Raw genomic sequence first — 13,892 nt, 5'->3', positions numbered from 1 at the left:
GCCCGGGCCGAGTCCTACAGTGTGAGCATGAGCCGATCGACGCGCCCCGACCCGACCGCCGTTGGCGCCGACGCCGGGGCCTCCACCTCCCGCGACAAGCCGGTGTGGTCGGCGATCTCCCGCCCCTACGCGGCGGGGTTCTTCCTCACGCTCGGCGGGCTCACCGCCTTCCTTCTGGCGCTCGCGCTGGGCAAGCTGTCGACGGTTCTCATCTACATCGCGATCGCGCTCTTCGTCGCCCTCGCCCTCGACCCCCTGGTGCGCATGCTCGTGCGCCGAGGCCTGTCGCGGGCGTGGGGCATCGTCATCGTGTTCGGAGGGCTCGCGGTCATCCTCGCCGGAGCGCTCTGGCTGCTCATCCCGCCGGTCGTCCGTCAGGTCGAGCAGTTCGTCGGCGACATCCCCACGTTCGTCAACGACGTCATCGACAGCGATGCGGTGCGGTGGGTGGAGCAGAACTTCGGCGACAGCCTGGGCGACGTGCTGAAAGAGGTGCAGAGCTTCGTCACGAACCCGGCCAACATCGCCGCGATCGGCGGGGGGCTGCTGCAGGTGGGTATCAGCATCGGCGAGTTCGTCTCGGGCGCGATCATCGTGCTCGTGCTGAGCCTGTACTTCCTGGCCTCTCTGCCGAAGATGAAGAACAGCCTCGTTCGCCTCACCCCCGCGCGCAGCCGCGAGACGGTCTCCGACATGACCGGCCAGATCACCGACTCCGTCGGTGGCTACCTCGCCGGCATGGTCGTGCTCGCGCTGTGCAACGCGGTCTTCGCGTTCATCGTGCTGACGATCCTGCAGCAGCCGTTCGCCGCCCTGCTCGCGGCGCTCGCGTTCGGCATCACGCTCATCCCCCTCGTGGGTTCCGTGCTGTTCTGGGCGACCGCGACGCTGTTCACCCTCATCGTCAGCCCGACCGCCGGGCTCATCTTCGCCATCGTCTACCTCGTGTACATGCAGATCGAGGCATACATCCTCACGCCCCGCGTCATGAACCGCACGATCTCGGTCCCCGGTGCCCTCGTGGTGATCGGCGCTCTCGTCGGCGGCACGCTGCTGGGCCTGCTCGGCGCGCTCGTGGCGATCCCCGTGACGGCCTCGGTCCTGCTGATCATCAAGCAGATCGTCATCCCTCGACAGGATGCCAAGAAGTAGCGATCACTGCCTTGTCGCGCCGAAGCGACAACGCAAACGCGGTGCAGCCCCTCTGGGGCAGACCGGAAAGGCCGGGATGCGGATACGCACCCCGGCCTTTCCGGTCCCGGTCAGAGCGAGCGACGCCGGCGGTAGAGCGACACGCCCATCGCGAGCAATCCGAGCACTAGCACTGTCGAGCCCACCCACAGTCCGACGCGGACGGCGCGATCGTCCTGACCTGTCACGGCAAGCGGCGGCGTCTGCGGCGATGACGCTCCCGGGACGACGACCGTCACCTGCGCGGTGAGCTCACCGCCGGGCACCATCAGCGCCAGGGTGTGCACGCCCGCCTCGGCGTAGGCCGGAACGGTGAACACTCCGCTGGCGGTGCCGTCGGCGCCGACCGTGAGGGTGCCGAGGCGTGCCGGGGTGGAGCGGAACTCCACCGCGAACACCGTTCCCGGTGCCGCCCCGCTGACGGAGATGGGCAGCTGCCCGCCGGGGGCCACCTGCGTGACGCCGATCCGCACGGCCTCGTTGCCGGTGAGCGAACCCGTCGGCTCCGATCCCGGATCGGTGCCGCCACCGCCACCGGGGGTGGTGCCGGGGTCGGTGCCGGGGTCGGTCGTCTTGACGGGCACCGCGACCTCGGCGACGTCCGAGATGTTGCCGGCGACGTCGGTCACCCGCACGCGCACCGTGGTTGCGGCGTCGCCGACAGCGGTCGCGCCCGCGGCCGCGGTCCACGGGCCCTCACCCAGCTGGTACTCGACGACAGCCACACCCGACCCACCGTCGGTTCCGGTCGGCGTGACCGTGCGCGAGGCAGCGTTCCAGTCGACGTCAGCGGTCGGCTTCGCGGAATCCCGCTTCACCTCGACACCCACGGGTTCCGAGGTGTTGCTGGCGGCATCCTTCGCCCGGAACGACACGGTTGTCGTCCCGTCGGTCGCGACCTCGACGGGCGCGGTGTAGGCCGCCCACGCGCCGTCGCCGACGCGCACCTCGATCATCGGGGAATCGTCGCGGTCGTCGATGGCGGATGCCGCGACCTTGACGGTGCCGGTGTACCAGCCGCTCGCCGGAGCGGCGGGGTCGACCGAGGTGGTCACGACAGGCGCCTGTGTGTCGGGGACCGGGGTCTCCGGCTGCTCCCACACCTGCCATTCCTTGATGCCGACGCTGCCCTTGCCCTGCTCGGTCCCGGCGGGGTCGAGGGTGAGGCGGAGCTTCGTGGTGGCCACGGGGTCGAACGACACCGTGTTGTACGCGTCCTTCGCGGTGCCGTAGGGCCCCGTGTTCGTCACCGGCACCCACGCGCTCGTCGCGGCATCCCAGTATTCGGCCTTCCAGGTCGCCGGAACGTCGATGCCCAGGCCCTGCGCGTCGATGTTCGACACGAAGTACACGCCCAGCTCCCCGACGGTCACCGGCTCGGTCCAGTCGTACTGCACCCACTGGTCGGTCACTGCCGGCCAGACGCCCCACACGTTCGCGTTGTCGTTGGGCGTCACATCTCCCGACGACGTGGGCTGGACGTTGTCGTTCAGACCGGTCACCTTGTTCCACCCGGCGGTCCCGGATGCCGTGGGCGTGGCCAGCAGCGCGACATTGCGCCGCTGCGAGCCGTCGGCCTTCGGCACCGTCCGCTCGACGACCGCCGAGACGTTTCCGGCCGTGTCGGTGGAGCGCACCTGCACCGTCGTCTCGTCGAGACCGATCAGCACGGAGCCCGTCAGCGCCTTCCAGTCGCCGGAGTCGCCCAGGCGGTACTCGATCGACGCGACACCCGAGCCGGCATCCGTCGCCGAAGCCTTGACCGTGCGGGCCACCGCATCGGTCACGACCTCGACGGCCGGGGCCGTGGTGTCGATGCGCACGGTCTGCTCCGCCACCGGCGAGATGTTGCCCGCCGCGTCCGTGGCCCGCGCCTGCACGACGTGGGATCCGTCGCCGGTCACCGAGACGGTGCCGGTGTAGGCGGCCCAGGTGCCGGCATCCACCCGCACCTCGATGCGCGGAGAGGCGTCCTGGTCGTCGCGCGCCGTCACATCGACGGCGACGGCCTGGGTGTACCACCCCGACCCCGGCGCGGCCGGCGACACCTGGAACGCCACCGTGGGCGCCTTCGTGTCGTCGCCGCCGTCACCGACGGTCACCGCGGCCGAGGCGGCCTTGGTGCCGGGCAGGTCGCTCTGCACCGTGCCGGCGACCGTGAACTGCCCGGGAGCCGCGTAGGACTCCGCCGCGACCGCGTTCCACGTGACCGGCAGGTCCTGGCGCGAGCCGTCGTTGAACAACACGCCCACGGCCTTCGGCAGCACCGGCGCGACACCCGGCTGGGTGCGGCTTGTGACGGCATCCACCTGGTTGATCTGCCCGGGAGCCGTCGCGCGGACCCAGACCGTGGCCTTGGCCGACACCGGCGAGCCCGGAACGATCCCCGACACCGTGAAGCTGCCCTCGCCGGCGACCTGCGCGTCGCTGACCTCGGCCCACGTCACGGGGAGGTCGGCGTGGCTGCCGTCGGAGTAGGTGGCATCCACTGTCGCCGGAAGCTCCGGCTTGGTGCCGACGGCCGTGCGCACGTCGATCGGCTCGATGGAGGTGGGCGCGTCGGCGAACACCTTCAGCTCGCTGACGGCGACCGCCGCGTACGGCCCGTTGCCCGCCGCCTGCAGCACGACGCGGAGCCGCGTGGTGGTCACGGCGTCGAAGGTGACGGAGTTCGTCTCGTCGCGCTCGACGGTGTAGTCGGACGGATTGGCGACGTCGGCCCAGTCCGAACCGGTCCAGTACTGCGCCTTCCAGCCCTTCGGGACATTGACGCCGTTGGCGGAGTTCACGTCGTCCTGATCGCGCCAGAAACCGATCTCGGCTCCGGCGATGCGCTGCGGCGTCTTCCACTCATACTGCAGCCAACGGCTCGCCGGGTGATTGCCCGACCAGGTGCCCCAGATGTCGCTCTGGCTGCCGCCGGTGAAGAACACCTTGCCGTCGTTGACGGCCTTGACGTTGTTCCAGCCCGCCGTGTACTCGGCGGTCGGGGTGGCCTCGGGGGCGACGTTCGTGCCCGCGGTGACCGGCTCGCCCTGAACGGTGACGTCGGTCTGCGACGTCTTCTCGCCGTCGTCGGCGGTCAGGCGCAGCACGTATTGGCCCTTGTCCGAGAAGCGCGCGGTGGTCGAGGCGGCCGCGGGGTCGTCGAAGAGCACCGTCGCCCCCTCGGGCGCGCTCACTACGCTCCACTTCGACGACACCGTGCCCGCGGGCAGCCCGTCGTCCTTGACCGTGCCGACCAGCGCCGCTGCGCCACCGACCGATCCCTGGAGGTTCTGCCACGCCGTCACCAGCGGAGCCTGGTTCGTGGATGCCGGAGCGGCCACGCCCGTGCGGAAGACCTGCAGCTCCTTGACGCCGGTCTTGAAACCACTGGCGTGGGTCACCGTCAGACGTACGGCGTCACCGGTCACCTCGGGGAACTGCACGTGGTTGTAGTTCGCGCGAGGATACGCCGGCGTGCGGGCCTGCTGCGGGATCACCGACCACTGCCCGCCACGACGCACCTCGAGGGTGTACACCGACGGCTCGGCGTACCCCGGCGCGGTCGCCGACGACGAGCTGTCGTAGAAGTAGGGGCGGATGTCGTCGAACGTCTTCTCGCCGCCGAGTTCGACGGTGAGGGAGTCCTTCGCGTTGGGCGAGCCCGCGGTGCCCCAGAAGGGCTCGTTGATCGTGGTCCCGTCCACGGCGCCCGAGGGCGCACGTCCGGATGCCGAGAAGGTCGCGGTGGCCGAGGTCGCCAGGTTCGCGCTGCCCGTGCTGGCGGTGCGGACGTCGGCACCCGCCTTGGCGAACAGATCGACGACGCGGGCGTCGTCGGCGAAGCGCACGTCCTGCGGGGCCTTGACCGCGGAGGCCGTGGCCGTGGTGACCTTCGCGTCGCCCTTGACGACCTCGACGGTTCCCGACGCGGGGTCGTAGACCACGTGCGAGAGCTTGTCGACGGTGAAGGCGAGCTTTCCGTCGAGGAAGACGGAGTACCCCTCGGGGACGTCGTCGCCGTAGTACCGCGTGCCACCGGGGGCGTCCCACGTGACCGTCAGGTCGCGGTCGCGGTACCGGATGTTGTTCGCGGTGAAGTGGTCCCAGCCGATGTCGATCGGGTCGAGTTCGATCTTGGCGTCGTCGCGGGTGCGCACGCCCATCGCGTCCTCGATCATGGTGAAGTTCGTCGCGCCCAGGATCGTGTGGTGGATCCAGGAGCGGTAGTCGATCTTCTGCGGGTTCGCCGAGCCGTTGGCCCAGAACTCGTTCTGGTCGGGCAGGCGGTTGTCACCGCCGTTCTGATAGTGCGCCCACGCGTTCCAGTACAGGAGCTTCTTGTACCACTCCGCGTTGATCGCGTCGGTGGGGTAGTCGCGCAGCACCTTCGAGAGCATCCGGAAGGTCACGGTCGAGTTGATGACCGAGAAGTTGTTGCTGCCCTGGCCGCCGGTGGCGTTGTACGCGGCCTGATCGGCCTGGTTTGCGGTGTAGAAGGGAAAGATCGGGTACTGCTTGTCGTCGGCGAAGAGCCGCAGCGCCTGGACGTAGTCGTCGTTGTAGTCGGCGTCGCCGGGCTTTGGCACCAGGCCCACCGAGAACGGGTAGTAGTTGTTGATCTCCTTCCACGGCACGTGCTCGCCGTTATTGGCCATGGCGTGCTCGAGGAGCTTGGTGTCGGGGTTCCACAGCACCTTCATGACCTGGGTCTTGATGTTCTGGGCGAACGCCTCCATCTCGTCGGCCTTGGCGGTGTTGCCGGCCGTCCGGTAGGCCTCGGCCGAGGCGAGGGCGTTGGAGTACAGGTAGGCGTTCTCGGCGCGGTCCTGGTATCCGCCCTTCCAGTGGAACGACACGGCATCCGCGTCGTTGCCGGTCATCGCGCCCCAGTTGTACTCGATGAGGCCGTTCTTGTTGAAGTCGTACGCGTCCTGCAGACCCTTGACGTCGTCTTCGGCGTAGGTGGCGAGCTTCCCCGCGATCGCGGTCGGGCCACCGTGCAGCTCGTACGAGCGCCACGCCGCCTCGGAGATGTACTGGGTGTAGCTGTTCGACCAGTTCGCGGGGTCGCCGGGGTTGTCGACGAACTTGTAGCTCTTGCTCGTCTCGCCGGTGGAGACCCACGGCCCGTACGAGTAGATCGGATCGCGGAAGTACTTCAGGTCGTCGATGAACATGCCGGTGGTCAGCACGATCGAGTTGTTGTACCCGAGGACGCCCTCCATGGCGACCGGGAACTGATAGGTGTTGCCCGGCATGTCGGCGTCGAGGAAGTTGAACCGCATGAGCCACCACCGGTAGAACAACGACTTGTCGATGTTGTCCTCGGGGGTGTCGAGGTACGGCACGTTCTCGGCCCACCACCGGTTGTAGGCCGTCACGTGGGTCGTGTACGCCTCGGCCGGCGACTGCGCGCGGGTGGCGTCGTACTCGGTGCGCGACTCGGCGATCTCGTCGGTCACCAGCCCCAGCTGCACCTTGGCGCTCGCACTGCCGCCGGCCGGGATCGACAGGGTGCGCGAGAGGGTCGCGCCCGCGGGCGAGAATCCGTCGCCCGAGAAGCGGGGCGACAGCTTCGTCAGGTCGTTCAGCGCCGTGACGTGGCCGACGAGCTCGTCGCCGTCGACGGTGGTGGCGTAGGGCGAGGATGCCACGAGTTCGACATCGACGGCCCCGCCCCTGGAGCGCACCTCGAGGTCGGTCACGAGCACGTTGGCATCCGTGATGAACTTCGTCTGCACGACCTCGATGCCGCCGCCGCGATGGACGCTGCGCCAGTAGCTGGGCGTCTGCTTGCGCTGCGCGACGTCCTCGGTCAGGGCCACGTCGGCGCCGCCGACCCGGGCGGTGATCGTGTAGCCGGAGCGGCCGTCGATGGCCTCCCAGTACGCCAGCTGCCCGCCGAAGCCGAGAGCGGCGGGGTTGTGCTCCTTCATGAAAGCGGCGCGCCCGCGGGTGAAGAGCCACTGGTTGTTGTCGCCGAAGCTGCCCGCGTCGCCCGTGCGGGCAAGCATGCGGTCCATCCAGAAGTCGTTGTCGACGCTCGTGCCCGCGCCGGCGGCGACGTCGGCATCGAAGATCTTCTGCAGCTGATTGCCGGGCGTGTAGGCCACCCCCGTCGCCGGCACGGGTTGGGGGCTGCCCGAGAAAGTCGGATAGCCGATGTCTGTGTTGGCTGCCTGCGCCGGGGCCGCGACCACGATCGTCGCGACGACGGCGGTGGCGCCGATGGTCGCGGCGACGGCGCGGCAGGCGCGGGGGATGACGCCGTTGAGGGAGTCCACTCTGTCTCGTCCTTTCGGGCCCGCCTCAACTCCGAGGGGCGCCTCAGGGGACGCTAAGCAAACCTTTACGTCTTCGCAATCCTTTTCGATAATTTCGAACGGATCGAAATCGAGCTAGCGACGGGCGATGGTCGATCCGCGGATGATGAGCCGCACGGGGAGCTGCGTCGTGCCCGACTCCAGGCGCGCGCCGTCGATCGCCTCGAACACGCGCTGTGCGGCGACGCGCCCCAGGTGCTGCAGATTGGCGTCGACCGTCGTCAGTTCCGGACGGGAGTTGGTGGCGAGGATCTCCCAGTTGTCGTAACCGACGACCGCGAGATCGCCCGGCACGGAGCGCCCCAGATCGCGCGCCGTGTCGAGCACGCCTCGCGCGATCTGGTCGGAGGCGGCGAACACGCCGTCGATGTCGGGGTGCTTCGCCAGGAGCATGGCGGCCGCGTTGCGGCCCCAGTTCTCCGTCCATTCCGAGAACATCGGCTCGCCGACGAACGACAGACCCGCCGCGGCCAATCCCTCTCGGGCGCCCTGCAGGCGGTCTTGAGCGGCCGCGTAGGTGGGGTCGCCGGAGATGTGGGCGATGCGCGTGCGACCGCAGGCGATCAGGTGTTCGACCGCCAAGCGACCGCCCGCGCGATTGTCGGGCGTCAGTGAGAGATCGCGCGGGTCGTCGGAGGGCGAGTAGGCGTAGACGACCGGCACGGGGATGTCGGGGCCGAGGGAGGGGCGGGGATCGGTCTGACGACCGACGACGATGATGCCGTCGACGCGACGGCTGAGCAGAGCCCGCAGGTGGTGCTGCTCGCGAATCGCGTCGCCGCGCGCGTCGCAGAGGAAGACGTTCACCTGGCCGGCACCGAAGGCGTCTTCGGCGCCCATCAGGATCGGGAGCATGAAGCGACCCTCGAGATCGCTGGTGAGCAGGCCGACGGTGCCGGTCCGACCGGCGACCAACCCCCGCGCCATCGCGTTCGGGGTGAACGAGAGCTCGTCGGCCGCGAGCAGCACGCGACGCCTCGTCGCATCGGCGACGTCCTCCCGGCCGTTGAGCGCCTTGGACGCCGTCGCGATGGAGACCTTCGCGCGCCGGGCCACGTCGCCCAGCGTGACGGCACGGGTGCTTCCGTTGGTCGTCACCGGCACTCCTCTCCGAAAACCTTATCGATGGTAGTTGACCATAGCCCAGATGATCGATAGTGTCCCGAAACGGGTTTCGAAGTTTCGAGAGCCCCAATCACATGTGCGACCCGGCACCGAAGCCGCGGCGCGACTCGACGAAGAGCAAGAGGAGTTACCCATGAAGCGATTCCGGACCCGAACCGTGTTGCGCACGGTGGCGGCGGTCGTCACGGCAGGAGTGATCGCGGGCTCTCTCGCCGCGTGCTCCGGTAGCGGCGGCACCAGCACCGCCCCTCAGGACATCCCCGCGGAGGGCGTGGACGACGGCGCCACGCTGACCCTGTGGACGCGCGCCCCCCTCGAGAAGCAGGCGAAGCTCCTCGTGGAGGCATACAACGCCTCGCACAAGAACCAGGTCGAGCTGACCGTCGTCCCCAACGACGACTACGTCGCCAAGGTCGGCGCCGCCGCCGGTTCGGGCGGGCTGCCCGACCTCTTCGCGGCCGACATCGTCTACGTTCCGAACTGGGTGCAGCAGGGCCTGTTCCAAGACATCACCACGCAGATCGACGGCCTGTCGTACAAGGACAGCATCAACCAGGGCCACCTCGACGCGGGCACGCTCGACGGGCAGGAGTACGTCCTTCCGTTCGTCCTCGACCTCTCGGTCATGATGTGGAACAAGGACCTCGTCAAGGAGGCCGGCCTCGACCCCGAGAAGGCCCCCGCCACCATCTCCGACTTCGCCAAGACCGCCAAGGCCGTGCAGGCCCTCGGCAAGTCCGGTGTCTCCGGCACCTCCACCGGCCTGAACTGCGGCGGGTGCCTGTTGTTCACCTGGTTCCCGTCCATCTGGGCCTCGGGTGAAGACGTGCTCAACGCCGACGGCACCGAGTCGCTGCTGAACAACAGCGCGGCCAAGGACGTCTACTCCACGTGGAAGGACCTCGAGGCGTCGGGGGCCGTCGCTCCCGGTTCCGCAGACGAGACCGGCGCCACCTGGGTCGCCGGCTTCCAGGAGGGCAACGTCGGCATCATGCCGTTCCCAGCCACCCTGCTGTCCGGTCTGAGCTTCGACGCCGGCGTCTCCGGCATTCCCGGGGTGGACGGCGGCGAGTCGACGTTCGTCGGCGGCGACGGCGTCGGCATCTCGAAGGACTCGAAGCAGTCCCCGCAGGCGTGGAATTTCCTGTCGTGGCTCACTTCCGAGGACGCGCAGGTCGGCGTCCTCGCCAAGGACGGCAGCACGGTCTCGCGCTCCGACCTCGCTGACAACGAGTACGCCGCCAAGGATCCCCGTCAGGTCGCCATCAACGAGGTGGCCGGCAAGGGCAAGACCCCGGTCGCCCTGAACTTCCAGCAGGCGTTCAACGCGCCGGGCAGCCCCTGGCTCTCGCTGGTGCGCAACGCCGTCCTGGGCGACGGCGACACGGTCGACGCCGACAACGACGAGATCACCGCCGTCCTGTCGCAGTAATCCCCCGTGGGGGCGCCGGCTCAAGTCGGCGCCCCCACTCCTCCCGGAAGGAACACCGTGGCTCTCTCCTCCTCGATCCGACGCCCGCGTCGGTATGCGCGGTCCGCGCTCGGCGGGCCCATCCAGGGCTGGCTGTACGCGGCCCCGACGGCCCTCTTCGTGGCCGCCCTCTTCATCGTCCCGCTGCTGCTGGTGCTGCAGATGTCCGGATCCGAATGGCCGCTCCTGCGCGGCAACATGGGGCCGAACTTCCCCCAGAACTTCGTCGATGCCCTCGACCACCGCCTGTTCTGGGACTCGGTGCGTTTCACCGTGCTCTACACGGTCATCACGACCGTCCTGCTCATCGGCCTCGGTCTCGGCCTGGCGCTGCTCGTCCAGGAGTCCACGGCATGGAAGGGGTTCCTCCGAACCGCCTTCCTCCTCCCGAGCGCGCTGGGCCTGGCATCCGCGTCGCTGCTCTTCTACGTGCTCTACTCCCCCATCGCCGGTCCCTTCGCGGGGCTCATGGAGTCGTGGGGGATCACCTTCCTCGGATCCCCCGAGGGTGCGCTGTGGTCGACGGTGTTCCTCATCGTCTGGCGCTTCGCCGGGTTCTACATGCTGCTGCTGCTCGTGGGCCTCCAGGGCATTCCCGAGGAGATCTACGAAGCCGCACGCATCGACGGTGGTAGCCGGTGGCAGATCTTCCGCGACATCACGGTGCCCCTGCTGCGTCCCACCTTCGCCCTCACCACGGTCATGTGCGTCACGGGCTCGTTGCTGGCGTTCGACCAGTTCTACATCCTCACCAAGGGCGGGCCCGACAACAGCACCATGACCGTCGTCCAGCTCATCTACAACATCGCCTTCCAGGGCCAGAACAGCCTCGGGATCGCGGCCGCGCTCTCGGTCATCGTCCTGCTCGCCCTGGTGGTCATCAACGTCGTGCAACTGCGCGCGTTCCGTCGCACCGAGGAGGCCTGACATGGCCCTGACCACGGCACCCACCCCCGCCGCCACCGACACCACGCGAACGATCGTCGCACCGGGCTTCCGCGACCGTCGTCGTCCCAGCGACCGCCTCCTGTGGGGCATCCCGTCGAGGATCTTCACGGGCGCGCTCGCGATCATCTTCCTCTATCCGCTGGTATGGACCGGGGTCGCCTCCGTCAGCCCGCAGGCCGGCACCAGCCAGACCGACGGCTTCGGGCTCGGCAATTACGCCAAGCTGGCGAACTTCCAGGCGGGGATCTGGGTCTACATCGGCAACTCGCTCTTCGTGTCGCTGCTGACGGTGTTCCTGACGCTGCTCGTGTCGTTCCTGGGCGGGTACGCCTTCGCGCGATTCACGTTTCCGGGCAAGAACGTCCTCTTCCTCTCGGTCCTCGCCATCCTGATGGTGCCCTACGCGACGCTCCTGATCCCGCTCTACGTGATCCTCAACGCGATCGGCCTGCAGAACTCCCTCGTCGGTGTCGCCCTCGTGCTGACGATGTTCCAGCTCCCGTTCTCGATGTTCATGATGCGCATCTCGTTCGAGTCAGTGCCGCGCGAGCTCGACGAGGCCGCCCTCGTCGACGGGTGCACGAGCCTCACCGCCCTTTGGCGCGTGCTCCTGCCGGCGGTCAAGCCCGGCCTGATCACGGTGGGCCTGTTCGCGTTCCTGACCGCCTGGAACGACTTCATCGCGCCCCTGATCCTCATCAACGACCAGTCCAAGATCACCCTCCCCCTGGCCGTCGCCAACCTCCGCGGTCAGACCATGGGCGTGATCGACTACGGCGTCACCGAGGCGGGCGTCGTCGTGCTCGCACTGCCCTGCATCGTGCTGTTCCTGATCCTTCAACGCCACTACGTGCGCGGCTTCATGTCGGGCGCCTTCAAGGGATGACCATGTCCACCACCCTCCCCACCCGTCCGCAGAACACCGCCGACGTCTCCGACGCCGTCGCCCCCGTCGTCCCCCGACGATCCGCCCTCCGCCCCCTCGGGCTCTCGGAGGTGCGGATCACCGGCGGGTTCTGGGGCGAACGTCAGAGCGTCAACGCCCGGCACACCCTCGCCCACGTGCTCGGGCGACTCGAGTCCGAGGGCTGGCTGCCCAATTTCGACCGCGCCGCCGCGGGGACCCTCCCGGAGGGGCGCCGCGGACGCGAGTTCGCCGATTCCGAGATCTACAAATACCTCGAGGCCGTCGCCTGGGAGATCGGTCGCGGCGATGACCTCGAGCTTGAGGCGACCTTCCGTGCCGTCGTGCGCCGGGTCGCGGCCGCGCAGGAGCCGGACGGCTATCTCAACACGCAGTTCGGCCGCCCGGGCCAGCAGCCCCGGTGGTCCGACCTGGAGTGGGGCCACGAGCTGTACTGCCTGGGCCACCTCTTTCAGGCCGCCGTGGCGCGGGAGCGCACGCGGCCGGGCGCCGACGACGGCCTCCTCGGGATCGCGCGTCGTTCCGCGGATCTGGTGTGCGAGGTGTTCGGCCCCGCCGGGATCGCCGCCTTCTGCGGCCACCCCGAGGTCGAGACCGCCCTGGCCGAACTCGGTCGCGTCACGGGTGAGCCGCGCTACACGCGTCAGGCGGAGCTGTTCGTCGCCCGCCGCGGACACGAGACCCTCGCCGACATCGAGTGGGGTCGTACCTACTTCCAGGACGACGTGCCCGTGCGCGAGGCCACGGCGCTCAGCGGACACGCGGTGCGTGCCAATTACCTGGCGGCCGGCGCGGTCGACGTGGCGGTCGACACCGAGGACGAGGCACTGCTGCAGGCACTGCGCGGGCAGTGGGCGCGAACGCGTGCTCGGCGCACGTACATCACGGGTGGCCAGGGGTCGCACCACCAAGACGAGGCGTTCGGAGTCGACTGGGAGCTGCCGCCGGATCGCGCGTACTCCGAAACGTGTGCGGCCATCGCCTCGGTCATGTTCTCGTGGCGACTGCTGCTCAACGACGGCGGGGCGGCCTACGGCGACTCGATCGAACGCGCCCTGTTCAACGTCGTCGCCACCTCCCCGGCCGCCGACGGGAAGAGCTTCTTCTACGCCAACCCGCTGCACCAGCGCGTGCCCGGCGTCGAGGCCGACCCGGACGGCACGTCTCCGCGCGCCTCGTCGTCGCTTCGCGCACCGTGGTTCGAGGTGTCGTGCTGTCCCCCCAACGTCGCCCGGACGCTCGCCAGCCTCGACGCCTACATCGCGACGGCGGATGCCGACGGCATCCAGCTGCATCAATACGCGCCCGCCGAGATCCGCACGGCGCTCGACGACGGCCGACACGTCTCACTCGACGTCGACACCGCCTACCCGGCGGACGGCCGCGTGCAGATCCGCGTGAACGACGAGGTCGAGGGAGAGTGGACGCTGTCGCTGCGGGTACCGCACTGGGCCGAGGGGACGCGGCTGAGTGTCGAGAACGCCGACGGGACGATCGCGCTCAGCGAGGCGGTCGCGCCCGGCACGGCGCGGGTGCGCCGTGCCTTCCGATCCGGTGACCTCGTGCACCTCGACCTGCCCATGGCACCGCGAGTGGTGACCCCCGACCCCCGGATCGATGCCGTTCGCGGATGCGTGGCCGTCGAGCGCGGCCCGGAGGTGCTCGCCCTGGAGTCGGTCGACCTCGTCGGCATCGACGACGTCGGCGAGGTCCGTCTGCTGGGCGATGCCCCCCTGGAGGAGCGCGACGGGCGCGTCTGGGCGCGCGTCGCGCCACTCGTGAGTCCGCCGCAGGACTGGCCCTATGCCCCCGCGACCGAACCGGCGACCGTCGCCGCCGTGCCGGTGCCCCTCGTGACCTACCACGACTGGGGTAACCGGGGACCTTCGACCATGCGCGTGTGGATTCCCACCGTCTGACC

At 69.1% G+C, this 13,892-nt stretch carries 7 protein-coding genes; 5 read left to right on the top strand and 2 right to left on the bottom strand.

Going from position 1 to position 13,892, the window contains the following annotated elements; translation table 11 throughout:
- The first annotated feature begins 27 nt into the window (after positions 1 to 27).
- A complete protein-coding gene (locus RWH44_RS07510; protein WP_316004080.1) occupies positions 28 to 1,152 on the top strand; it encodes an AI-2E family transporter in 1,125 nt (374 codons plus the stop codon).
- A 110-nt stretch (positions 1,153 to 1,262) separates the two neighbouring features.
- On the opposite strand, the gene RWH44_RS07505 is transcribed toward RWH44_RS07510, so the two are convergent.
- The gene (locus RWH44_RS07505) at positions 1,263 to 7,463 is read right to left on the bottom strand and encodes an OmpL47-type beta-barrel domain-containing protein (protein WP_316004079.1); all 6,201 of its coding nucleotides are present in this window, start codon (positions 7,461 to 7,463) and stop codon (positions 1,263 to 1,265) included.
- A 114-nt stretch (positions 7,464 to 7,577) separates the two neighbouring features.
- Positions 7,578 to 8,600, bottom strand: coding sequence for a LacI family DNA-binding transcriptional regulator (locus tag RWH44_RS07500; RefSeq protein WP_316004078.1), 1,023 nt, complete (start codon positions 8,598 to 8,600; stop codon positions 7,578 to 7,580).
- Between the two features lie 160 nt (positions 8,601 to 8,760).
- Here RWH44_RS07500 and RWH44_RS07495 point away from each other — a divergent pair, with 160 nt between their 5' ends.
- Genes RWH44_RS07495 through RWH44_RS07480 form a run of 4 tightly spaced genes read left to right on the top strand, consistent with a single transcriptional unit; the run spans position 8,761 to position 13,890 of the window.
- Positions 8,761 to 10,059: an ABC transporter substrate-binding protein gene (locus RWH44_RS07495; RefSeq protein WP_316004077.1), complete on the top strand. Its 1,299-nt coding sequence runs from the start codon at positions 8,761 to 8,763 to the stop codon at positions 10,057 to 10,059.
- Between the two features lie 57 nt (positions 10,060 to 10,116).
- Positions 10,117 to 11,025, top strand: a complete 909-nt coding sequence (locus tag RWH44_RS07490) for a carbohydrate ABC transporter permease (protein WP_316004076.1) — start codon at positions 10,117 to 10,119, stop codon at positions 11,023 to 11,025.
- A gap of 1 nt (position 11,026) precedes the next feature.
- Positions 11,027 to 11,932: a carbohydrate ABC transporter permease gene (locus RWH44_RS07485; protein ID WP_316004075.1), complete on the top strand. Its 906-nt coding sequence runs from the start codon at positions 11,027 to 11,029 to the stop codon at positions 11,930 to 11,932.
- A gap of 2 nt (positions 11,933 to 11,934) precedes the next feature.
- The gene (locus RWH44_RS07480) at positions 11,935 to 13,890 is read left to right on the top strand and encodes a glycoside hydrolase family 127 protein (protein ID WP_316004074.1); all 1,956 of its coding nucleotides are present in this window, start codon (positions 11,935 to 11,937) and stop codon (positions 13,888 to 13,890) included.
- Positions 13,891 to 13,892: the final 2 nt, after the last annotated feature.

This window comes from Microbacterium phycohabitans (genome assembly GCF_032464935.1).
Classification (GTDB): domain Bacteria; phylum Actinomycetota; class Actinomycetes; order Actinomycetales; family Microbacteriaceae; genus Microbacterium; species Microbacterium phycohabitans.
This window is presented reverse-complemented; position numbering and strand designations above follow the sequence as displayed.

Coding starts and splice junctions, on each gene's coding strand:
- RWH44_RS07480 (WP_316004074.1), top strand. CDS start 11,935: ATGTCCACCACCCTCCCCACCCGTCCGCAGAACACCGCCGACGTCTCC.
- RWH44_RS07510 (WP_316004080.1), top strand. CDS start 28: ATGAGCCGATCGACGCGCCCCGACCCGACCGCCGTTGGCGCCGACGCC.
- RWH44_RS07485 (WP_316004075.1), top strand. CDS start 11,027: ATGGCCCTGACCACGGCACCCACCCCCGCCGCCACCGACACCACGCGA.
- RWH44_RS07495 (WP_316004077.1), top strand. CDS start 8,761: ATGAAGCGATTCCGGACCCGAACCGTGTTGCGCACGGTGGCGGCGGTC.